Raw genomic sequence first — 21,704 nt, forward strand, 5'->3', positions numbered from 1 at the left:
ATGTCCACCAACCCGATCGATATCGCCACCACTTTCTTCGGTCACTGGACGGCCAATCGCATCGAGGATGCCCTCGCTATGCTGGCGGATGACGTCCTCTACGACAACGTGCCTCTGCCCAGCATCACGGGCCGAGACAACGTCCGGAAATTTCATCAGGACTTCGGTGTAGGAACGGCGTTCACGGTCGACTGGACCGTGGCCAACATCGCGGCATCAGGAAACGTTGTCCTCAACGAGCGCATTGATGTGTTCACGCATGAGAGCGGCGGGACGATCACATTGCCGGTCATGGGTACAGTCACCGTGGAGGGCGGGTTGATCACGGTCTGGCGTGACTATTTCGATCTGGGCGATTTCGAGAGGCAGGTTTCAGCTCTCAAGAGATAGGCAGACTGCACTCTGCTCGATGAATTCTGCGGCTAGGCCCACCCTGGCCCGATCAGGGGTTACGGTTTGTTAACCATGACGTGCCAGTCTTATCGTCTCGACGTGGTTCTCCTCCCTCCTCAGTCGATGAAAAACCTGGGCCGCGAGACACTGTCTCCGGCCCTTTTTTCGCGTGCTTTTAAGGACGCGATTCATTTCCCTTAAGACATCAATCGGACTGCAAAGCCCGGAACTTCCGTACTCTTGCGTGCGATCCACATGTTCTGTCCGAACACCAGCGACGATGGCCGTTACGAGAGTGGTCGAGAAACAGCCATCCGCAATTTGGGCCTTGGCATTCCCGGATTGGCCGACGCTCGGTTTTTGACGTGAGCAGTTCAGCTGCCAACCAGCCAATACGGTGCACGATAGCGTTCATTTGTTCTGCAGCTGAGTGCCGCCACCTGATGGTGCCTGCGATACTGACCAATCTTCGTTGTGACTGGGCAGCCTGTACCGCGCGGTCGAGAAGTGCCAAATCCTCCTCTCCGACCGAGACCTCGCCAGATTCAGTCAGGAATATGCGATGCAATGCCTCGCGTACTCCCCGGGCATGGATCAGCTCCCTCTGGGCTTGGGCGGGAGATGCGGTCGCCCTCGCAAGCAAGACGTTTCGCTCTTCGTCGTCAATCACGTCGAGACGCCGCGCCCAGGTCACCAGATCGCCGTAGGTGTTCAAAAACTCCGGCCCCCGGCGCTCACCTCGACTGTCAACGGTGTTGACGAAATCGAGCGCGGGGTGTCCGCCGAGCAGGCTGATGTCCTCGATGGTTTTCTGACTGGTCATCTTTTGAATATTGGATGGCGGAACGATTTAAGCAAGAGTGAGTTGTAACGGTCTATTGGTCCTTTGAGCGTTACAGTATCGGAGCCATTATGTCCTTCGCCCTCAATAAGAACCAGCTCCGCTTTTTGATGTTATGCGGCATCTGGGGAAGCACCTGGATCGGAACCAAGGCCGGTATCCAAGTCGTGCCACCCCTCCTGTTTGCCGGGACGCGTTTTACGGCTGCAGGCGCGCTGCTGCTTGTTTATGCTTGGACGAAAGGTGAAACGGCGGGCTTCAAAGTCGCAGACTGTGGGCGGTTCGCCGCCGTCAGCATGTTGATGATCACGCTGTGCTACGGGCCGTTGTTCTGGGGCATGCAGTACATCGATACCGGGACTGCCGCTGTCTTGGAAATGTCGCTGACGCCGATCGCGCTCTTGTGCTTTGCTCTGCTATTGCGCGAAGAGACGCTCGACGTGAGGCGGATCGTGGCGATTGTACTTGGTGTCTCAGGGCTGATCGTCCTCTTCTGGCCTTCGGCAACTGACGGACAAGTCTCGACGCCGGAGACCTTTGCTGGAGCCAGCCTTTGGGGCGGCTTGGCGGTGGCATCTGCGGCATTTACCTATGGGTACGGCTCGGTGCTGGCTCGACCTGTGTTGCGAACCTATCCAGCCTTGTTCGTCGCCGGTTTTACGACACTGGTTGGCGGTATCGCCCTGGTCGCTGTAGCGCTGGCGTTCGAGCCTGGTGCTATTTCCGCGCTATCACGTAATTGGGGCACAACCGCCTGGGCCAGTTGGCTCTTTCTGGTGATCTTCGGATCGCTGATCGGTTACACGACCTATATGCGGCTGCTGAGAGACATTGGAGCCTCGCGTGCCGGCAGCTATGCGTTCGTATCTCCAGTGATCGCCGTCGCACTCGGGGCACTTTTCTTTTCCGAACAAGTCACGGCCTTCGACGTGATCGGGATTATCGTCATGCTCAGCGGCGCCTATCTCGCCATGGCCGAAACCACGACGACGAAACCCGCAGTGATGGAAACGTGAGACCAGGCCAGGAAGAAGGAAGGCAATGGAATATCTCAAGGCGCAGCCACAGTAAGACGACGTTTAACCAGGCATTATCTGGCCACTGCGACAGTGGCGGCCCTCCTCAGTTTTCTTAAAAAGGGGAGGAAAGCGCCGCGAGCTAGCCACCTTTATCGCCCTGGACGGCATAAAGCAGCGGGGTCAGTTCTCGCGGAGTAATCGGCAGCATAGGGACAAACTGCATGGCAGCCGTCAAGGGTTGATCGCGATCGCGCATGCCTCTGGTGTAGAGCCTGGCGACGAATGCTGTCAGGCTTGCGATCGCGCCCGGGTCCTTAACGATACCTTTGCTTGAGCAATCTCCTTGACGACACAGGCGCATAGACGTGCATCTTCTTTCGAAATCGGTCCAGACGTCATTTCGTCCTTCAGAAATGCCCGCCCCGGCGGATGGGGCGGGCCCGTTACTGATTAGAAGTCGGTGCCGCCGCCTGCGGGCAGCGCTGGAGCGGCGTCCTTCTTCGGCTTCTTGGCATTCATCGCCTCGGTTTGTGACCAGAAGGCCCGCGACCGAGGCCGCATCCTGCAGCGCGGTGCGCACCACCTTCGCGGGGTCGATGACGCCTTGGGCATAAAGGTCGCCGTACCACCGGCCAGAAGGAACGAAGCTGATCTCGGAAGAAAGGAACTTGACGGGTCGGTAAAGCTTTATGGTTTTGGGCAACCGGTAATGAAGGCTGCCACTGTATAACCTTTTTCAAACGAACCGACGCAACATGACCATCGAGCTGCAAAACATCATTCTGGAGATGATCGCTAGGGGCGAGCCGCTATCAGCGACGGTTGAGAGATTGTGTTTTGAAGTCGAAGCCATGGCACCGGGCGCCGTTTGTTCCGTTCTGCTCGTCGATGAAGGACGCCTACATCCCCTGGCGGGACCGTCTCTTCCGGGGCATTACTCCGCGGCCCTCGATAATCTTGAAATCGGACCTTTTGTTGGCTCCTGCGGCACTGCCGCATATCTGGCAGCACCAGTCACGGTCACGGATATAGCGAACGACCCCAAATGGGCGGATTTCAAGGGGCTTGCCTTGCCGCTTGGGTTAAAAGCCTGCTGGTCGACTCCGATCTGCAGCGGCGGCCGTGTCGTCGCGACTTTTGCTTTCTATTATCGTGAGCAGCGTGGGCCAAGCGATCTGGAAAAGTTGATTGTCGACGCTTGCGTCCATCTTTGCGCCATCGCGATAGAAAGGGATCAGCGCGTCCGGGAGCGCCAGCGTCTAACCTATGTCGACGCCCTCACCGGACTTCCGAACCGCGCCAGCTTCAACAAGGCGCTTGCAGAACATTTGTCCCCACTCCCGTCTTGGGGCATTCTGCTTGCGGATCTCGATAACCTGAAGGTCGTCAATGACACGTTCGGGCATTCGACAGGGGACGAGCTTATCAGCACCGTCGGGCAGCGCATCGCATCGGTCACGCCGCCGGAAAGGGTCTTCCGGATCGGAGGTGACGAATTCGCAATCATACTGGACGCTGCAACGCGGCCCGACCTTGCAACACAGGCTACGAGGCTCATTGATGCGGTCAAGAAGCCTGCGCGATGCCATGGCCATGTTGTCGTTCCGGGGATAACTGTCGGGGGCGTACTTGTGAGGCAAGATCAAAGCCCGGATGAAGCCCGCCAATGCGCTGACATAGCCCTCTATCACGCCAAAGAGAATAACCGGGGCCAGTACGTCGAGTACACTGGCGGATTAGGGACCGCCTTCACGAAAAGATTTAGGGCTATTCGAGAGGTCAGTCGGGCCTTGGCCGAAGAGCGGATCGATGCCCACTATCAACCAATCGTCCGACTCGATACTGGTGAAATTGTAGGCTTCGAAGCCTTGTGCCGGATGAGGACGTTGTCGGGCGAGATTATCGCCGCGGCAAACTTCCATGAAGCGACGAAGGATGCGCATGTTGCTGCGGAGCTGACCCAATGCATGCTCCGGAAAGTCGCTACAGATATGCGTCGATGGCTGGATCGAGGGCTACCGCTTCAGCATGTCGGAATCAATCTCGCCGCCGCGGATTTCCACGCGGGCAATTTGCTGGAGCGGGTTTGCATGGTGTTCAGTGAAGCAGGTGTTCCACTGAAGCACGTCATCCTCGAGGTGACAGAATCGGTCTATCTCGGCCAGCGTGATCATGTCGTTGCTGACGAGATCAAGTCCTTGAGGGCCTGTGGCATGCGTGTCGCGCTCGACGATTTCGGAACTGGTTTTGCGTCCCTGACCCACCTTCTGTCCGTTCCTGTCGATATCATCAAGATTGACAGGTCATTTGTTGAGCGGCTGGTTCCGGGAGACGGTGCGGCGATTATCGTTGAAGGCGTAATGAGTATCGCGACCAAGCTCGGTTTGCGGGTCGTGGCAGAAGGTATAGAAACGGATTCCCAACTCGCCCAACTCCTGTCCTTCGGTTGCATGCTAGGGCAGGGCTACCTGTTCTCTAAAGCCGTCGATCGAGAGGTAGCGACTACCCTCCTGTCTCAACGCGGGCAAAAAGCCACCAAGGTCCAGCAATCTCAGGGGTAAGACCCTGTCGCGCGCACGATAGCATCGACGACTTCGCAGGCCTTGATATTCAAGCAGATGCTCGCCGAATGTTAGGAGCTGCTTTTCATCATTTCGAAGTCGAGCACCGTTTTTTTGGATCTGCGGAACACACTCCCGCTGTCCCTTTAGACCTGCTTGAAGCAATTCGAAAAGCCAGGTCTCTGAGAGATCGTGGCAAAAACTCTTGCAAGACTGCGCCAACTCCATAATTTATTTCTCGGTTAAATCGAGTGCGGCACTGGCAAGGTCGTCCTGGAAATGTAGAGCGAGTGCTAAAGTTGGACGGGGCAGAAAAAACGCGTTGGGGGCAAGACGAAATCTCTCGCATGATCGAGAGCGGCGGCTGGGATATGAGCGTGCTCGGTCCGCCGTCGTCATGGCCGGACTGTCTCCGGAGAGCAGTCGATATCATGTTGCCGTCGAAGGCGCAGATCGTCCTTTTCTGGGGGCCTGCCTTCGCGGCACTTTACAATGAGGCTTATGCGCCGAGCATTGGACTGCGGCACCCCAAGGCCTTCGGTCGACCGGCACAGGAGAATTGGAGCGAACTCTGGGACGACCTTGAGCCTCTCCTGCGTCAGGTGCTTGACACCGGCGAGACGGTAGCCGCCAAGGATCGTCCCTTCTACATCGAGCGCCACGGGCATCCCGAGACGGTGTATTTCGACATCTCCTATTCACCGATCCTTGATGAGGATCGAAATGTGCGGGGCGTGTTTTGCATCGTCAGCGAAACCACCGATCGCATCCGCGTCGAACACGCGTTAGGGCAAAGCGAGGAACGGCTGCGGGCTGTGGTATCGCAGTCAGCAGCCGGGATCGGCCAGGGCAGTCTCGACGGCGAGATCCTTCACGTCAACAGCCGGTTTTGCGAAATGCTTGGCTATGACGAACATGAGCTGGTCGGCAAAAACATCCGCGATATCACACACCCCGAGGATCTTACTGAGCAGGGCAGGCTATACAGGCTTTTGGTGGAAACAGGCAAAAGCTTCGACATCGAGAAACGCTACCTCCGAAAGGACGGCAATGTCCTATGGGTCAACAACACGGTGTCGCCACTACGAGACGAGGCCGGTAAAATCCTTCAGGTGGCCGTCGTCTCCATCGATATTAGCGAGAGAAAGAAGAACCAGGAAGTCGAACGCCTGTTGGCGTCCATCATTGCCTCGTCCAACGATGCCATTATCGGTATCGATCTGGCGATGACCATCACATCCTGGAATACAGCGGCTGAACGCCTGTACGGCTTCAAAGCTGAAGAGATTGTCGGAAGGTCGGTCATGGGTCTTGTCCCCGAGGATCGGCTTGAGGAGGAGCCGGCTCTTCTTAGCCAGATCAAAGCGGGATTTCGGGTTGAACCCTACGAGACGAAGCGGCGGCATAAAAACGGTCGTCTGGTCGACGTGCTTCTCAGTGTCTCGCCGATTTTTGACAGCGCCGGCCAGATCGTTGGCGCTTCGAAGATCGCCCATGATATTTCGGCGAGAAAGGAGGCCGAACGTCTCCAGTCGGTCCTGATCGGTGAGTTGCACCACCGCGTCAAGAATGTCTTCGCAACAGTCATCGCCATCGCCAGACAGACGTTTGGAAAAGACAACAGCGAAGGCGAGGCCGTCAGCGCATTCGAGGCACGCCTATCAGCCATGGCCCATGCCCACGATCTTCTTGCTCAGGACGACTGGCAACGTGCGGAACTCACGGCGGTTGTCGAACAGGCCGTCGCCCCCTATCCCCCGGAGCGGTTCGAAATCATCGGTGTGCCGGTGCTGCTGCCGCAAAAGGCCGTCGCATCCTTGTCACTTGCACTTCACGAACTGGGCACAAACGCAGCAAAGTATGGGGCTCTTTCGGTTTCGGAAGGAAAGGTCGCGATCAGCTGGACCTACGATGACAAAACGGGAGCGCTCAACCTCCGCTGGCAAGAAAAAGATGGCCCGCCCGTGGTGCCTCCGACGCGGAAAGGGTTTGGTTCCCGACTTGTCGAACGCCTGTTGGCTGCAGAAATGCATGGGCGCTCGACGATCATCTATGATCCATCCGGCGTGATCTGTGACATCGAAGCGCAGCTGCATCCTCACGTTTGAGGATACCGTAGGAACCCTTTCAGCTGTCGCGACTTTATTTGCGGGAAAACATCGCCAGGACCTTTATGCCGGAAAAGGATCAGTTTCAAACCGACGCCCGGAACGCGGGCAACCGCCTTGTCGCAGGCCATGTCAGCGAAGACCCCTTCGCCGCGGCCTTTAAGGCAACGCGGATGCCGATGATCGTCACCGATCCGAACCAGAGCGATAACCCGATTATTTTTTGCAACAATGCTTTTCTAAGGCTGTCCGGGTATAGCGACGATGAGGTCATCGGCCGCAACTGTCGTTTTCTGCAGGGACCAGAAACAGATCAGGAAACGATCTCGAAGGTCCGAGAAGCGATCGCAGCCGGGCAAGACGTCGCCGTCGATATTCTCAACTACCGGAAAGATGGTAGCCAGTTTTGGAATGCGGTGTTCATCAGCCCGGTACGAGATGAGGCCGGTGCGATCATCTATTTCTTTGCCTCACAACTCGACTTCACCAATGTCAAAAGCCGCGAAGCCGATCTAGCGGCGGCCCGGCATGAGGCGGAAGCCGAGGTTGCCAAACACACGGCCAACCTTCGCTCGGCGCTCGAGGCTCGCACATTGCTGGTCCACGAAGTCGACCACCGCGTGAAAAACAACCTGCTGACGATGGCGTCCATCGTGAAGATGCAGGCACGGGTTACCAAGGACGACGGTCGCCGGCAAACGCTGATGTCCGTGCTTAATCGCATCGAGGCGCTCAGTACCGTCCAGCGAAAATTGTTCACACTCGACGACGTCTCGAAGTTCGATATATCCGAGTTCGCGCGCGAGCTGGTGACCGACCTCGTCGATGCAACCGGCCGCAAGGATATACGCCTCACCCTCGATCTTTCGCCGCTGCTGGTGCCCGCGGTCAAGGCCACTCCGCTTTCGCTGATCGTGAATGAGTTGGTCGGAGACGCGGTCCGCCGAGGATTGAGTGACGGAGGAGGCGATATTCACGTCGTCGTCCGACGCCTAAACGGGCATTTCCTGATCAGGATCGAGGATACATCCGAGCCGGTCGAGCCGGATATCGAAAATGCCGAGCTTGGCCAGATGCTACTGGAGGCGTCAGCTCGTCAGCTCGGAGCCGAGATTGAACGGAAGCAGGATGGTCGCAAAACGATCGTCGACGTGGTTTTGTTGGTCGACGATCATCAGGAGAATACACATTGAAAGTCATGATCGTCGAAGATGAGATGCTGCTCGCCATGGAGCTGGAGAGCGAAGTGGAGATGGCGGGCCACGAGGTCACAGGGCTCGCCATGAGCAGAAGTCAGGCCCAGGAGCAGATTGGTTCATCGAAACCCGACTTCGCGTTCGTCGATATCCATCTCATGGACGGGCCGACTGGCGTCGATGTCGGACGCGAACTGGCCGCTGCCGGTATTCCTTACGTCTTTGTAAGTGGCAACATCAAGAAGATCCCGCAGGATTTCGCCGGCGCGCTCGGCGCAATTGAAAAACCGTACACGATGAACGGAATGAAGAACGCACTTGCCTACGTGTCCGCTGTTATTGCAGGCGACGCAAGCGGTTCTCCGCCTGTCAGCCTTGTCTTGGCGGAAGATGTGACACCTGCAAAGCCCCAAAGTTAATGGCTTCGGTACGCGCGGAATTTATGTCGCAGGAGGAGAAAATGACAAACAACGAGAATATTTTGAAAGACGTAAGACCGCGCCTTTTGTCTATTGTGGAGGAGCTTGTCGCGAAAGGCGCTGAGAAAAGTGCCGTGATCTACATGATCGAGAAGGAATCTACGCAGCTTCGTGAGGTGATTGATTCCATGTCACGCACCGATGATGACTCTGGCTCGGAGGAGCCCTCCAATGACTGGCCAGCCGCTGGGGCCAGTTGATGTCTCCCGGCTGAGCGCTTCTGCAGCTTCAAACCAGCGGACAGCAGAATTAAATGAGGACCTTCCTCTTCTTACGGACCCATTCCGCTCGGGGTGCGTTACCAGAGTTCGTCCACCATTAAAAAAAGACATAACCGTGGGCAGGGGATGGTTCGGGATGGCGCATGATGTAATTGCAGTTCTCGTCGTCGAAGACGAAACGCTAATTCGAATGGATATCACCACTTTGCTTGAGGATCAGGGGTTCACGGTCTATGAGGCGGCTGACGCCGATGAGGCGATTGCGATTTTGAACACCCATTCCGAAATTCGGGCCATGTTCACGGACATCGACATGCCAGGCACAATGGACGGGCTGAAGCTGGCGGCGGCGGTACGCGATAGATGGCCACCTGTACAAATTATTGTCACATCTGGGCATCGACAGTTGCGTGACGACCAGCTGCCAGTCCAGGGCAGGTTTTTCAGCAAACCCTACGATCATTTACGGGTATCCAGTGCCATTAGGGAAATGGTCGCAGCAGAGTAGCAGTCGGACTGAATGATCAAAACCACCGCTCCCAATCGAATGAGCAGGGACTGGAGCTTGGACTGTATCGCGCTGCAGACCGCTGCCCGTCATATTGGGAGGATCCATGCTGTCTCCGACGAAGCTGCGACCTGCGTCACATTGCGTATGCTGCTCGCAAAGCAACCCGCGTTCTAACAGTCTGAGTGGCTTTCACGGCGCTCTTATCCGGCCAATCCCGGCAATGGTCGCAGGTGTAGCTACGAGAGCTTCCTGAACTTTGCGTCCCGCGTCGCCACGTGGACCAGCACTGCGGTTGACAACAAGATGGATGAGACCAATGCCGCGACAGACAGCAGGCCGCCGTTGGTGATCTCAATTTCGGCGCTGAGCCCCGCGTCTTTTGTCACCATGATCGCGGCATTGGCGTGCTGACGCTGTGAAAGAAACGGTTGAGCCGATCCGGGCAGACCGTCAGACGACCTAATCATACGCTGTTGAGGGCGCGGATCGCTGACATCGTCCTGGCGCTCGTTTGTCGGTAATCGGTTCATTCGTCTGTTCTCCGATGTCGTTTGTCCAGACGCAACGCTTTAATGTCTCAGCGTAACGTGTGGCAATTCGAGTGAGCTTTCACGACGCGTGCACCAGAACGGCTGTGACCGCAACGGAATGTTGCGCTTCCTTGGTCGGCATATCGAGACCGTAGGGAATTGTAACGGGTTCGAACAGGAGATGGATTGGCTAAGCCATTGCGGGGCGTCCGGCTGTCGTTGACACAAGTGGCGGCGACTCTCGCGGCTTTCAGCCCCGAAACTCGCCTTCGTTCATGTCACGCTCGTCGTAATTGATGTCCCAATCCTTGGCGTCTTCATCCTTGCCAGGCGTCTTTTTATTGACGGTCGCGTCGTCCGAATGCGTGATGACCTTGGCTTGGCGCTGCTCACGCCGTTGTTGGATCCTCCGGCGTGATTGCTTTCGGACTGTCCTCTAGCGTCGTTCTCGATTTCTGCCTTCGATGGCTCTTTATCTATTTCCATGTTGCTGCCGTTCCTTCATTTTCAATGTGTGTTTGTCTGATGCTTGGTCTGTTCCTTTTATGGCCCGGTGCAATCGTTTCGCCGCCGCCTTGGCCAGATCGTTGCGGTGACGATCGGCGGCGGGGCTGTCTATCGAGCGGGCATCATCTGTCTCGGCCGGGATGGCTTCAGGCGGCGTTTCGCGTGTCGTCATTGTCGACCTCCTTTTTGCGGTTACCCCAATCGACCCCAGGCGGGGTTCCATTCGACGCCTTCGACAAGCTCGACGAAGACAGGGTCGCTGCTATCGGCCTTGTGAGAATCTGCCAGTTTGAAGGCCGCATCCGGCTCCATTTCCTCGCCGGGAAAGATCGTATCGTCCGCAGCTGTGTCCGCGACCTTGCGCACGTATCCGCGAATCTGATCGCCGGAATGATAGAATTTGATCACTAGCGACCCAGCAGGCGCGACACCGGTAGAGTATCGCCGATAGTCAGGGCGTTCCTCTGGCGCGTCGAGATCACCGGCTCTATACCAATGCGCGAGGTCCTGACCCTCCGGTCGCCCTTCGTCTTCCCAGATTTGGTATGCCCGCAATCTCCGTGCCTCGTCGTCAATCACGGTTCTTGCCTGCTGCTCGACGACCGTCAGGACGACTTTGCCGCGGATGTGCTTTTCCCCAAGGGCAGACTGTGCTTCTGCGGCTTGACGAAGCTCAAAAGTGCTGGCAACGACGACTTTCACCTTGCCCTCATCGATCAACGCCGCGATCTCCTGCAACTGGGATCCATTCGGCTGAGCCGTGTATCGTCCCGCCCGAATCTTCAGTTTTTTGGAGCGTGCCTTGTCCGGCTCCTCGAGTGTCGAGATTAGCGCTCCTCCCGGTTTGACGACACCAAAGCTACGGTCCTGTGTCTCGCCGCCGATCAGGTCGAACACCAGGTCTACGGGCTCGACAAGCTCTTCAAATTTCTCAGCTTTGTAATCGATCACCTGGTCGGCGCCGAGATCAGTCACGAAATCCTTGTCGGACGAGGACACGGTCGTTGCCACCCATGCGCCCTTCGCCTTGGCGAACTGAATGGCGAAATGGCCGACACCGCCCGCACCACCATGAATAAGGACGCGTTGGCCAGATCGAAGCCCACCATGATCGAACAGGCCCTGCCAGGCGGTGATGCCGGCCAAGGGTACGGCGGCGGCGCCCACTGCATCGAGCGATTGCGGCTTTGCAGCCACCTCGTCAGCCCGTGCCAATACAAATTCCTCGTAGCCTCCATGCTCCGGCGACAGGAACGCAAAGACCTCGTCGCCGACCGGGAAGCTGGCAACGTCGGAACCGGTGGCAGCAATTTCGCCGCTGACATCGCGGCCGAGCACATAGGGAAGATCCTTGTCGGTAACGACCGGATATTTTCCCTCGCGTATCTTCGCGTCGACCGGATTGACGCTTGCAGCAAAGACTTTGATGAGAACTTCATTGGCGGCAGGTGTTGGCCGATCGATTTCCTCGATTGCCATGACTTCCGGACCGCCGAAGCGATGGATACGGACAGCTTGCATAATCGGTCTCCTTTAAGCTCGAGAGTAAGTTTTGAAACGAACCGCCAGGCAATGCGCCGATTCATCTGTCGGCGGATCGCTTGGCGGTAGCCGGGCTGTTGGCGATGCCGCCCGATGATCAGTGTTTCGGCTGCTTGTCAAAATCGTTGCGCAACTCGTCCTTGGCCCTGTCGAGCGTCGCCAATCTCGATTTCGACAGCTGCTTGCCAGCGCGATTGATGTAGAAATTCAGCATCGACATGGCGGACTGGAAAGGGCTGGCTTTGCGACGGTCGCTATGTTCGGCCGAGGCCTTCAGCGAGTCGGCGATCTTCTTGGCGCTACGCTGTTTGAAGACGCCGTCTTTCAGGTCCATTGCATCGCTGTTGTCAGTCACATCCTGCGACCATTTCTGTTTGGATTTCTTCTTCGGCATGAACGTTCCTCCATAGAAGAAACGGCGCCACTGTCGTGTCGCCGTGTCCTATCAATGATGTGCATGCTGCTCGTTCCGCTTGCGCGTGGCTGCAGCTTTCTTGGCGGATGCCGAGCGCTCTTCCTTGGTGCGTGACGCGGCAGCTGCGCCGCCCTTATGTCCGCCCTTTTCGGAAGAGGCGTGGTTTTCGGCATGGCCCCGGCCGGACCCTGACTTCTTGCCACCACCGCTTTCTTTGTTGACGGTGGGCCAGGCACGGCGTTCGGCTTCCTTCTCGGAAACACCACGGTCCTCGTAGCCTTCCTCGATATGCTCGGCCTTGCGCTTCTGCTTGTCGGTATATGCGGATTTGTCGCCCTGCGGCATGGAACATCTCCTCTTGCTTCGATGAAGAAAAGAAAACGATGTCTCATCGTCAAAGTTCCGCGACGAGCGCTGACACGTCGGTAGAGATAAACCGCGTTAGGCGCGTCCCGGCATCATTCATCAAGAACAACTAGATCCGGCTGTCAGCCGTCCGCAGATCGTTTCAGGACGCTTAGCGCATTCAGGACTTGATGAACTCCTGAACGCGTTTCGCAAATGCGTTCATCTCGAACGGCTTGGTGACGATCTGCATGCCGGGATCGAGGTGACCGTTGCTGAGGACCGCCGTTTCGGCGTAGCCAGTTACGAACATCACCTTGAGGTCGGGTCGAATTTCGCGTGCTGCGTCCGCGACCTGCCGTCCGTTCATGCCGTTCGGCAAGCCGACGTCCGTGATCAGTAGATCGATCTTTGCCTCCGATCTGAGAACCTTGAGACCGTCAGGACCGTCGCCTGCTTCCAGCGTGCGGTAGCCAAGGTCCTCGAGCACTTCGACGACGAGCATACGAACGAGTGCCTCGTCGTCGATCACAAGTACCGTTGCGCTGCCTTTGGCCGCTGGATCGGCGTTTTCCACCTCAACATTAGCGGGAGCAGCTTCGGCGATAGCATGACGTGGAAGAAAGACAGTGACGGTCGTCCCTTGCCCGACCGCTGAATGAATTCTGACGTGGCCGCCCGACTGGTTGACAAACCCGTGGATCATAGACAGGCCCAACCCCGTGCCAAGACCTATCGGCTTTGTCGTGTAGAAAGGTTCAAATGCGCGCTTCACCACCTCTGGTGTCATACCGACTCCGTTGTCGGACACCGCCAGTGACACGTAATCTCCGGCAGGTATCTCCCGTAGGCTCCCGGCGGCCCGGTCGATTGTCCGGTTGCCCGTCTCGATGGAAATGGTCCCTCCGTCCGGCATTGCGTCGCGGGCATTGATGCAGAGGTTGAGAAGTACGTTTTCGAGCTGGTTCGGATCGACCAGCGTGGACCAAAGGCCATCGGTGAAATGGATTTCGACGGCGGTTTCAGGCCCAACCGTCCGGCGGACTAGGTCTTCCAAGTTGGCCACGAGCCTGTCCACATCGGTGGGCTTTGGTTCAAGGGTCTGTCGCCGTGAAAAGGCCAGCAGGCGATGGGTGAGCGCGGCGGCCCTCTTAGCGGCACCCTGCGCACCCGTCATGTAGCGGTCGAGTTCATCGAAACGACCTTGCTCTATACGGGTCTGCATCAGGTCGAGGGAACCGGAGATACCGGCCAGCAGGTTGTTAAAGTCGTGGGCCAGGCCGCCAGTGAGCTGTCCGACCGCCTCCATCTTCTGGCTTTGCCGGAGCGCTTCCTGAGCTTGCTCCAACTCCGCTTCGCGGGCTTTCACGTGACTGAGATCACGGCCGACGGCGATGAAGTTGAAGCCATCCTGTTCTGGGGCGACTGTCCATTCGATGTGCTTCCAGCCGCCGTCGCTGGTGGCAATGCGGTTCTCGAAGCGCGTCGGCTGGCGGGTCTCAGCCATTCGGCCGATCGCCTCGATCGTAGGAGGCTCATCGTCGGGATGCATGAACGTTGCGTAACCGCGCGATAGCAACTCGCGCTCGCTCCAGCCCAGTACCTGTGTCCATGCAGGACTGACCGCCGACATCATCCCGCTGTAGTCGGCTCGGGCCAGCATGTCCTGGGACAGGTGCCACAACCGATCACGCTCGGCGGAGCGCGCCTCGACCTGTGCCGCCAAAGTTTCGTTCAGTTCCCGTAGGCGCGCTTCGCTTTCACGCAACGCATGTTCACCACGCGCGCGCTCCACGGCGATCCGCGTACGCTCTGCGAACTCTTTGATCAGGGCGAGGTCGCCTTCGGTCCAGTTGCGCTTTTCACCGTGGTTGACGAAGAAGACGGCGACGAGCCTTCCCTGTTCCAGGACCGGGGCATTCACGAAGGCCCGGGTGCTTTTACCTTCCAATGCCTCAGCCGCCGGGCCAGCCGTCCTTGCATCGGTGCGCACATCTTCTACGACGGTGAATTCGCCACGCTTCAGACTGTCGATGAAGGAACCGTAGTTACGCAAGGACAGCGTGCCCGCAAGTGTCTGGACTCCCGGCGCAGTCCAATCCCGGTCCGTGTGGAGCGTCTCAGCATCATGATCAATCGCGGCATATCCCACCCGGGTGCTGCCGATGGTTCGACCGAGGACCTCGGCGGCGGCATAGGCGATGTCGGCTGGCTCCTCTAGGTCGCGGGTGGCCTGGGTCAACTCGACGAGCGCACCACGGCGAATTTCCGCGGTCTTCCGTGCGGTGATTTCGAGCGCTGTTCCAGCGACCCGTAAACAGCGCCCGGACGCGTCGAAAGCGCCGCGTCCTTTTGCGGCCACCCAGCGCTCGACACCGTCTTCCTTGCCGATCGTGCGGTACTCGATATCGTATACGGCTCGTTGCGCTGGATCGGCCGCGGCAAGGAACGCCGCCGTGGTAACCTCACGGTCATCAGGATGAAGGCCGTTATAGAAGTCGTCCATACTGACGGGCACATCTGCGGAAATGCCGAACATCGCTTTGGTGCGGGCAGGCCAGATCAGCCTGTCGTTGACCAGATCGACATCCCAGAGGCCGACATCGGCGTTGTCTACGGCAAGGCGCAGGCGCTCCTCGCTGGTCGCCAGCGCGGCTTGTTCTTCGGTCAACTGGCGTTCAAGGATGACGCGGGTGGTCGTCTCGGGGGTGATGTTGAGGACTGCGGCCACACTTCCGTCCTCGTCGCGCAGGGCCGAAAGCGAATAGTTGAACCATGCCGTTTCCGTCCCGCCGCCTTCGAGCCGCGCCATGACAAACGGAGCATCCTCGAAATAGACCGGGTCGCCTCCGGCACGGACACTCTCAAATTGAGGTCGAAGCTCATCCCAAATCTCTGCCCAGACAACGGAGCCTGGTTGACCGAGGGAAAAAGGATGTTTCGCGGCGAGGATGCGGCGGTATGGGTCGTTATAGACGAGACAGAAATGGGGACCCGACCATAAGCAGATCGGAAACGGTGAATCGAAGATGGACCGCGACATTGTCCGGAGCGCCGGCGACCAGCTTGTGGTCGGACCGAGCGGGGTCGTGGCCCAGTCCAGACTTCTTGCTAACGCACGTACTTCGCCAGGACCTGCAAAAAGCGACGTTGCGTCGAAAGTTGCTTCCCTCCCCGAATTCTCCGTAATCTCGCCCGTCACGTCCAACCCTCACCGCGTTCTTACCGATATATAGAGCATCCCGTGGCCCAGAAAAGTCATTCGGAACTGAGTTCACGCGGGAATTGCTCAGCAGTTTCAGGGGGCAAGAGACCTTTCGTACCCGCAAGACTAACTACTTGGTCTTCTCAGTCGAGGCCCCTTTCTCCAGTAGTGGTCGATGATGTGCTGTCCGTTGCGGACGATCTTCGCTCCGATCTCGGGATCGCCGCCCTCCAGCGTCTCTGGGTTGCCGCCGCAGAGCCGTACGAAGAGGACCTGCTGTGTTGCGAAAGTAAAGTAATCCTTGCTCGTAGGCTCGAATTCCAGCCCGGCTTCCCGGAACCTGTCGGCCACTTCAGCTGTCGCGTCGTCGATAGCCTTGTCGACCTTGTCTAGCATCGCGCGCTCCGCTGCCTCCCTGATTTCCATGTACTGGCGCTGTTCGGGTGTCGGGATGGGGCAGCTCTTCGTCATCTGTGTCTCCTTAACTGTCGGCCTTGGCGATCTCGGCAACCGCACTACCTCCGGTTTGGAATAGGGAGGTAGATATGAAGGTTCAGAAATTCAGCCTGTCCGACGCGGGACTGGTCAAGTCTCCCGGCCAGAATGCCGATATCTTTGTCGGAAATCTGGTCGACGAGCGCCACGGCGGCCCGGTCACCATAGGTTACGGCCGCTACGCGCCGGACCAGTCCCTGACCGAGACGATGGCCGTCCACGACCCCATGATCGTCCTAGAGGGCAGGCTCTCGGTTTCCACCGGGGAAGGAACCGTGACGGCAGGACCTGGCGACATCGTCTACATGCCCAAGGGTGAGGCTGTGACGATCACGACGGAGGGCGAGGGCGCGCTGACAGCATACGTGACCTATCCTCATTGGGCGGAGGCGCATGCAGGATGACGGGAATGGCACCTTCGCCGAAAGGCTGGGCGACGTTAGCCTGGCAGTCCGACTACGGTCAGTTCTACCTTGTGGATAGGGAGGACGAAGCTTTCGAGGCTCCCGTGGAGATCACGGTGGAGATGGAGGCACGCAGCCTGTGCGTGATGCCCAGGGGTCTCGTGATCTACACCCAGTCCAGCCTTCAGCAACATATCAGGATCGCTATCTACGACAGCGAACCGGAGCATCCGGTAACCGAGCCCATGAGCGGCAATCTTTGGACCCGAATAGAGCAGACACAAGCCTCGTTCCCTTCGGGGTCGTTCGGGATATCTAGCCCCTCGTTGCCCGATCCGTTACCGTACGGCCCGATCTTCCTCGTGGGTAGCGTCGACTGCGTGATCCAGATCAACTGGATGGAATTCCAGGGCGGAAGGGATGACAGCGTCCCGGTCGATCCGGACATCATCGATATTGCGATCTGGCCAGCCGTTGCACATGACAACGCAGTGGAAGAACTGGGCGCGGAACTGAAGTACCCCCTCGAAACGGCTCTCGCCGACGAGACCGTTGACGGATCGATGACCCTGCGAGCCGATCCGGTGCGGCAAGACTAATTCAGTTGGCGCGAAGCGCTACGCCGACGTTAAAGGCGGCGTTCCCACTGCTCACGAAACTAGCCGACGAGCCAGGTAAGGACGTAGGTCGCACCGACGAGGTTTGTTACAGGGGAAAGGCAAAGCCGAACCGCTGTCTCTTCTGTAAGCCGTCTGCGGTTGCGGCCAAACATCTGGACATCACCGACGACATCCTCGCTCTCGGATGTCATAGAGATCGCGATCTGCCCCGCACGCATTACTGAAGAATGAGGTCCTATGCAGAGTTCCCATAAAAGCCTGATCTTTGCCCTGGCGATGATAGTCGGCGGTATCCTGGCCTTTTTCCTCTTCCTCTATCTCACGGGACACGATCCTGACGAGAGCCCGCTCACCCTGATCGAGTGGGTGATCGCTGGGGTCCTGATAGGACCCGGCTTCGGTTATCTGGTCAGGTGGAGGAGAGCCAAGGACCGATAGGACGCGTATGGCGCATGGCAATTGCTCTGGAACAGAGCTCCGATTTTGAATTGCAGTCATCACCAGCGCGTCGCCTGTATGATCTAGACGAGCTCGATCAACATGTTCAGGAAGGCGCGAACCGATGGGTTGGTGCGGCGGCTTTCTGGCCAGACGGCAGTGATGTTGTGCCGGTCCACGGCAAATTCGGACAGAATGGGGATCAACTCGCCGCGTTTGATCCAGGGCGCAGCCGTAAAGCTCGTGCCCATTCCGATGCCGGCACCCGCAGTGATCGCTGCTATAACCGCTTCGCTTGCATCGACGACGACGCCGGACGAAGGCACGATCTCGATCTCCCGTTCCCCAATCCGGAAAGGCCAGCGGAACAACTGGCCCGTGCTTTGGTAGCGCATGTTGACCGTCTCATGCGCATCAAGGTCATCGGGATGCTTCGGCAAGCCGCGCGTTGCGAGATACTCGGGCGAAGCATAGCAACCGAGCCGATGCGGCGAGAGCCGTCGTGACAAAAGGCGCGAGTCACCGAGCTCACCGATGCGGACAGCCAGATCGATACCCTCTTCGATAAGGTCGACCATTTGGTCACTCAGCCGCAAGTCGATTGTCACCTTCGGGTGCAGCTTCCGGAATGCGGCAAGCGCCGGCGCAATGACATGCAGGCCGATCGGCAGTGACGCTGCGATCCGAAGTGTGCCGGACGGCTCCGCGCGCGCCGCCTTGGCCACCTGCTCGATCTCTTCTGCATCCCGCAACAGGCGCAAGGCGCGCTCGTGCAGGTCACGCCCCTCGGCCGTCAGCGTTAGCGAGCGCGTCGTGCGCGTGAACAGCGAGATGCCGAGATGCTGCTCAAGCCGCTGGACGCTCTTGCTGATCGCCGACGGCGAAACAGACAGCGATCGGGCGGCCGCGGTGTAGCTCCCCAGAGATCCGGCTTTTGCGAACGCGATGAGACCGGTCAGCCTCTCCAAACCCATTTGTTCCTTCATGGCACTATTAAAGCGAATGACAGCGCAATTATCAACAGGACGACGTGGGGCTATCTTCTGATGGAAACAATGAACCTTTTAGCGAGGCTATGATGACTGAGATGACGAAGGCAGTTCTGCTACACGCGTTTGGGGGCCCTGAAGTCTTGCACTACGGGAATGCGCCGCGACCTGCACCGGCGAACGGTGAGGTCCTGGTTCGCGTTCATGCGGCAAGCCTCAATCCACCCGACCTCTATCTGCGTGATGGATATCGCGCACTGCCGCCAGAGTGGCAGCCTGATCCTGTCTTTCCTCTCATTCTTGGCACCGATGTTTCGGGGGTGGTCGAGGCGGTCGGCGACGGTGTTTCGGAATTCAATGTCGGCGACGAGGTCTATGCGATGGTGCGTTTTCCGGAGGACGTGATGAAAGGCAGTGGCGCCTATGCCGAGTATGTCCGCGTGCCCCTATCGGAACTGGCTATCAAGCCGACGGGCATCGATCACATCCAGGCAGCCGGGGCGCCGATGTCCCTGCTGACAGCATGGCAGTTTCTGGTCGAACTCGGCCATGATGCGCCGAACCCGTTCCAGTCGTTTCCTCATGCGCCAATCCCGCTCGACGGCAAGACGGTTCTAGTCAACGGCGCGGGCGGTGGCGTGGGGCACCTGGCCGTGCAGGTCGCGAAGTGGAAAGGGGCGCGCGTGATCGCCGTCGCGTCAGGCAAGCATGAGGCGCTTCTGCGCAATCTGGGCGCGGACCAATTCATCGACTACACCACGACGTCGGTTGAGAAATCCGTGCAGGATATGGATCTTGTGATCGATGCCTTCGGCGGCCCGAACATGGAGCGCCTCTTGGAGGTCCTGAAGCGTGGGGGCGCGCTGTATCTCGTCAATCCTCTGGGCTTTTCGGGTCATGAGGAAGCGGCGAGACGTGGAATCACGGTGTCGTCGACACAGGTTCGTTCGAACGGTGCGCAACTGGCCGAGACCGGTCGACTGCTCGGCAACGGCACCATTCGCGTCGTGATCGATAGCGTCTATCCGTTAGCGGAAGCGTCCGTTGCGCATCAGCGCGCGTCGCGAGGAAGTATTCAAGGAAAAATCGTGCTTTCAGTCGTTTAACGACCGCGAGTCCCACCCACCAAACCCACGTTAGTCGGCCGTGGAGGGGCGGCCCGGCAGCAGAAGGAGGCGTCATGCTCATAATTGCCGGACACATACACGTCGATCCCGCTGACGGGGCGCAGTTTCTCGCCGATCTAAAGGAGCTTGCGATGGCCGCTCGCAAGCGCCCCGGAAACAGCGCTTATGATATTGCCATGGAGGATCCACAGGCCGGGCTGCTGCTCATATCGGAACGATGGACAGATCAGGCAGCGCTCAGCGCTCATCTGGATGCTGCCGAGACCGTTGCGTTCGTCAACCGTTGGCAGGTACGGATGCAGGGCGATGTCCGCAAGTTCGACGCTTCGAACGAACGCGGACTGATGGACAGTTAAGCCGTGCTTCTGTTGTCACCCTGGCGCGCGACCAATCTCATGGTGAGCGTCTTGCTGGGGCGTAGCGTCACTTTCATGACAGGCTTCGGCGGTTGTGGCTCAATGGCGGCAAGGCGAACCTTCTGGAGCAACACAGCCAGGATGGCGACGGCTTCCATGACCGCAAAAGCATTGCCGATGCACACACGCGGTCCGGCGCCAAACGGCATATAGGCATAACGGTGCCGCGCTCTGGAGTTCTCCGGGCTGAAGCGATCGGGATCGAACAGTTCAGGATCAGACCAGAGAGCGGCGTGATGATGAACCGCGTAAATTGGAACGATCAAGACCGTGCCTTCCGGAATGAGGTACTCGCCAAGCTGAAAATCCTTGAGCACCGTCCGCGTAATGATCGGGGCGGGCGGATAAAGGCGCATGGCTTCGGAAAAGACCTGCCGGGTATAGACCAGCTTTGAAACGTCATCTGAGGTTACCGGCCGGCCCTCCGTCACCGCGTCGATCTCCTTGAGAACTCGGCTCTCGACCCCCGGGTGCCGGGCAAGAAGATCGAATGTCCATGCAAGCCCAAGCGCCGTCGTCTCGTGGCCGGCGGTGATGAAGGTCATGAGATTGTCGACGATCTCCGCGTCGCTCATCGTCCTCCCGCTTTCCGGGTCGCAAGCCGCCAGAAGCATGTTAACAAGATCGTGGCGGTCATCCGGGCTCTTCCGCCTCTCCTCGATCACGCTGAAAAGGCTGGATCGCAGAAACTCGACAGCTGCCTCTGCCTTACCGCGACCCGGATAGGGGAACCACTCCGGTGCGTGCAACAGCGCGAGTGCGAAACTCCAGCCCGTCGGCTTGAGGAAATCGGATATGCCTTTCTCCACCGCGCCGACGTCAATTCCATGGCCGCCTGACATCATGGTCTCGACGATGATGTCGAACGTCGTGCGCATCATCTCGTGGCCGACATCGACCGCACCCTTGCCCATCTCCAGCCACCTGTCACGCGCACGCTCTGCCGCTGCGATCATGGTCGGTTGCAGCTCAAGAATCTTGTCGTGCCGAAAAGCACCTGCGACCGACTGCCGTTGCCATTTCCAATGTGCACCATCAGCGGTCAACAGGCCTTGGCCGAGCGCTGGTCCAAGCGCCCGGCGGACTTGATCGCCCTTGCCCAGCGCGTCGGCGTTTTTCACCAGCGCCTCATGGATGAGCGCGGGATCGGCCAGATAGACCTTCACCTCACCTGCGGTTTTTGAAAAAACAATCGGATCGATGAAGATCGACGGAGGAAGCGCGTCGAGGGGGTTGCGGACGATCGCGACGAGGGCGCCGAGCGTCGATTGCCGAGTAAGGGGGAAAGTTGTTTTAAGTTCGCCATCTCTCAACGCTGTCATCTTCATGATCGGATCCCTTA

23 protein-coding genes and 2 pseudogenes are annotated in these 21,704 nt (G+C 58.3%); 13 read left to right on the forward strand and 12 right to left on the reverse strand.

Annotated features, from left to right (window positions below):
- The gene (locus ASD32_RS23935; RefSeq protein WP_060640541.1) at nucleotides 1-390 is read left to right on the forward strand and encodes a limonene-1,2-epoxide hydrolase family protein; all 390 of its coding nucleotides are present in this window, start codon (nucleotides 1-3) and stop codon (nucleotides 388-390) included.
- Between the two features lie 208 nt (nucleotides 391-598).
- Here ASD32_RS23935 and ASD32_RS23940 read toward each other — a convergent pair whose 3' ends face one another.
- Nucleotides 599-1,216 (reverse strand): CGNR zinc finger domain-containing protein, encoded by a 618-nt coding sequence (locus tag ASD32_RS23940; RefSeq protein WP_060640542.1) that lies wholly within the window; start codon nucleotides 1,214-1,216, stop codon nucleotides 599-601.
- Nucleotides 1,217-1,305: 89 nt separating this feature from the next.
- On the opposite strand from ASD32_RS23940, the gene ASD32_RS23945 reads away from it, so the two are divergent.
- A complete protein-coding gene (locus ASD32_RS23945) occupies nucleotides 1,306-2,250 on the forward strand; it encodes an EamA family transporter (RefSeq protein WP_060640543.1) in 945 nt (314 codons plus the stop codon).
- A gap of 453 nt (nucleotides 2,251-2,703) precedes the next feature.
- Here ASD32_RS23945 and groEL read toward each other — a convergent pair.
- Nucleotides 2,704-2,878: pseudogene (groEL, locus tag ASD32_RS29795) on the reverse strand (chaperonin GroEL); the annotation flags it as partial.
- Between the two features lie 130 nt (nucleotides 2,879-3,008).
- On the opposite strand from groEL, the gene ASD32_RS23960 reads away from it, so the two are divergent.
- From ASD32_RS23960 to ASD32_RS23985, 6 genes are all read left to right on the forward strand, one after another.
- Complete coding sequence (locus ASD32_RS23960) at nucleotides 3,009-4,814, forward strand: EAL domain-containing protein (protein WP_060640545.1); 1,806 nt, start codon at nucleotides 3,009-3,011, stop codon at nucleotides 4,812-4,814.
- Between the two features lie 347 nt (nucleotides 4,815-5,161).
- Nucleotides 5,162-6,922, forward strand: coding sequence for a PAS domain S-box protein (locus ASD32_RS23965; protein WP_060640546.1), 1,761 nt, complete (start codon nucleotides 5,162-5,164; stop codon nucleotides 6,920-6,922).
- Nucleotides 6,923-6,987: 65 nt separating this feature from the next.
- On the forward strand, nucleotides 6,988-8,115 hold the full coding sequence (locus ASD32_RS23970) for a PAS domain-containing protein (RefSeq protein ID WP_060640547.1): 1,128 nt from the start codon (nucleotides 6,988-6,990) through the stop codon (nucleotides 8,113-8,115).
- Entirely contained in the window at nucleotides 8,112-8,537 is a 426-nt protein-coding gene (locus ASD32_RS23975) for a response regulator (RefSeq protein ID WP_060640548.1), read from the forward strand. Before ASD32_RS23970 ends, ASD32_RS23975 begins: the two co-directional genes overlap by 4 nt.
- Nucleotides 8,538-8,578: 41 nt before the next feature.
- Nucleotides 8,579-8,797: a hypothetical protein gene (locus ASD32_RS23980; RefSeq protein WP_156383320.1), complete on the forward strand. Its 219-nt coding sequence runs from the start codon at nucleotides 8,579-8,581 to the stop codon at nucleotides 8,795-8,797.
- Nucleotides 8,798-8,954: 157 nt separating this feature from the next.
- Nucleotides 8,955-9,326 carry a response regulator gene (locus ASD32_RS23985; RefSeq protein WP_060640550.1) on the forward strand — a complete coding sequence of 124 codons (372 nt, stop codon included), beginning with the start codon at nucleotides 8,955-8,957 and terminating at the stop codon, nucleotides 9,324-9,326.
- Between the two features lie 239 nt (nucleotides 9,327-9,565).
- On the opposite strand, the gene ASD32_RS23990 is transcribed toward ASD32_RS23985, so the two are convergent.
- From ASD32_RS23990 to ASD32_RS24015, 8 genes and pseudogenes are all read right to left on the reverse strand, one after another.
- A complete protein-coding gene (locus ASD32_RS23990; RefSeq protein ID WP_060640551.1) occupies nucleotides 9,566-9,859 on the reverse strand; it encodes a hypothetical protein in 294 nt (97 codons plus the stop codon).
- A 250-nt stretch (nucleotides 9,860-10,109) separates the two neighbouring features.
- Nucleotides 10,110-10,345, reverse strand: a pseudogene (locus tag ASD32_RS30825) (hypothetical protein).
- Complete coding sequence (locus ASD32_RS29185) at nucleotides 10,332-10,538, reverse strand: hypothetical protein (protein WP_082546907.1); 207 nt, start codon at nucleotides 10,536-10,538, stop codon at nucleotides 10,332-10,334. The pseudogene ASD32_RS30825 and the gene ASD32_RS29185 overlap by 14 nt, the downstream one beginning before the upstream one ends.
- Nucleotides 10,539-10,558: 20 nt before the next feature.
- The gene (locus ASD32_RS23995) at nucleotides 10,559-11,887 is read right to left on the reverse strand and encodes a zinc-binding dehydrogenase (protein WP_060640552.1); all 1,329 of its coding nucleotides are present in this window, start codon (nucleotides 11,885-11,887) and stop codon (nucleotides 10,559-10,561) included.
- Nucleotides 11,888-12,005: 118 nt separating this feature from the next.
- Complete coding sequence (locus ASD32_RS24000; RefSeq protein ID WP_060640553.1) at nucleotides 12,006-12,302, reverse strand: DUF3175 domain-containing protein; 297 nt, start codon at nucleotides 12,300-12,302, stop codon at nucleotides 12,006-12,008.
- A 51-nt stretch (nucleotides 12,303-12,353) separates the two neighbouring features.
- The gene (locus tag ASD32_RS24005) at nucleotides 12,354-12,668 is read right to left on the reverse strand and encodes a hypothetical protein (RefSeq protein WP_060640554.1); all 315 of its coding nucleotides are present in this window, start codon (nucleotides 12,666-12,668) and stop codon (nucleotides 12,354-12,356) included.
- Nucleotides 12,669-12,849: 181 nt separating this feature from the next.
- Nucleotides 12,850-15,480 carry a PAS domain-containing protein gene (locus ASD32_RS24010; RefSeq protein ID WP_060640555.1) on the reverse strand — a complete coding sequence of 877 codons (2,631 nt, stop codon included), beginning with the start codon at nucleotides 15,478-15,480 and terminating at the stop codon, nucleotides 12,850-12,852.
- Nucleotides 15,481-15,999: 519 nt separating this feature from the next.
- On the reverse strand, nucleotides 16,000-16,344 hold the full coding sequence (locus tag ASD32_RS24015) for a hypothetical protein (protein ID WP_060640556.1): 345 nt from the start codon (nucleotides 16,342-16,344) through the stop codon (nucleotides 16,000-16,002).
- A gap of 74 nt (nucleotides 16,345-16,418) precedes the next feature.
- Here ASD32_RS24015 and ASD32_RS24020 point away from each other — a divergent pair, with 74 nt between their 5' ends.
- The 3 genes from ASD32_RS24020 (at nucleotide 16,419) to ASD32_RS24035 (ending at nucleotide 17,830) form a co-directional block, all read left to right on the forward strand.
- Nucleotides 16,419-16,772, forward strand: coding sequence for an AraC family ligand binding domain-containing protein (locus ASD32_RS24020; RefSeq protein WP_060640557.1), 354 nt, complete (start codon nucleotides 16,419-16,421; stop codon nucleotides 16,770-16,772).
- Between the two features lie 5 nt (nucleotides 16,773-16,777).
- Nucleotides 16,778-17,371, forward strand: coding sequence for a hypothetical protein (locus ASD32_RS24025; protein ID WP_156383321.1), 594 nt, complete (start codon nucleotides 16,778-16,780; stop codon nucleotides 17,369-17,371).
- A gap of 258 nt (nucleotides 17,372-17,629) precedes the next feature.
- Nucleotides 17,630-17,830 (forward strand): hypothetical protein, encoded by a 201-nt coding sequence (locus tag ASD32_RS24035; RefSeq protein WP_060640560.1) that lies wholly within the window; start codon nucleotides 17,630-17,632, stop codon nucleotides 17,828-17,830.
- 83 nt (nucleotides 17,831-17,913) lie between these two features.
- Here the strand turns inward: ASD32_RS24035 and ASD32_RS24040 are convergent, their stop codons facing one another.
- The gene (locus ASD32_RS24040; RefSeq protein ID WP_060640688.1) at nucleotides 17,914-18,804 is read right to left on the reverse strand and encodes a LysR family transcriptional regulator; all 891 of its coding nucleotides are present in this window, start codon (nucleotides 18,802-18,804) and stop codon (nucleotides 17,914-17,916) included.
- A 104-nt stretch (nucleotides 18,805-18,908) separates the two neighbouring features.
- On the opposite strand from ASD32_RS24040, the gene ASD32_RS24045 reads away from it, so the two are divergent.
- Together ASD32_RS24045 and ASD32_RS24050 are read left to right on the forward strand one after the other, a co-directional pair.
- Nucleotides 18,909-19,925: an NADP-dependent oxidoreductase gene (locus ASD32_RS24045; RefSeq protein WP_060640689.1), complete on the forward strand. Its 1,017-nt coding sequence runs from the start codon at nucleotides 18,909-18,911 to the stop codon at nucleotides 19,923-19,925.
- A 74-nt stretch (nucleotides 19,926-19,999) separates the two neighbouring features.
- Nucleotides 20,000-20,302, forward strand: coding sequence for an antibiotic biosynthesis monooxygenase (locus ASD32_RS24050; RefSeq protein ID WP_060640561.1), 303 nt, complete (start codon nucleotides 20,000-20,002; stop codon nucleotides 20,300-20,302).
- Here ASD32_RS24050 and ASD32_RS24055 read toward each other — a convergent pair.
- Nucleotides 20,299-21,690: a cytochrome P450 gene (locus ASD32_RS24055; RefSeq protein ID WP_060640562.1), complete on the reverse strand. Its 1,392-nt coding sequence runs from the start codon at nucleotides 21,688-21,690 to the stop codon at nucleotides 20,299-20,301. The two genes, ASD32_RS24050 and ASD32_RS24055, sit on opposite strands and share 4 nt — an antisense overlap.
- Nucleotides 21,691-21,704: the final 14 nt, after the last annotated feature.

Source organism: Rhizobium sp. Root483D2, from assembly GCF_001426685.1.
GTDB classification, from domain to species: Bacteria; Pseudomonadota; Alphaproteobacteria; order Rhizobiales; family Rhizobiaceae; genus Pararhizobium; species Pararhizobium qamdonense.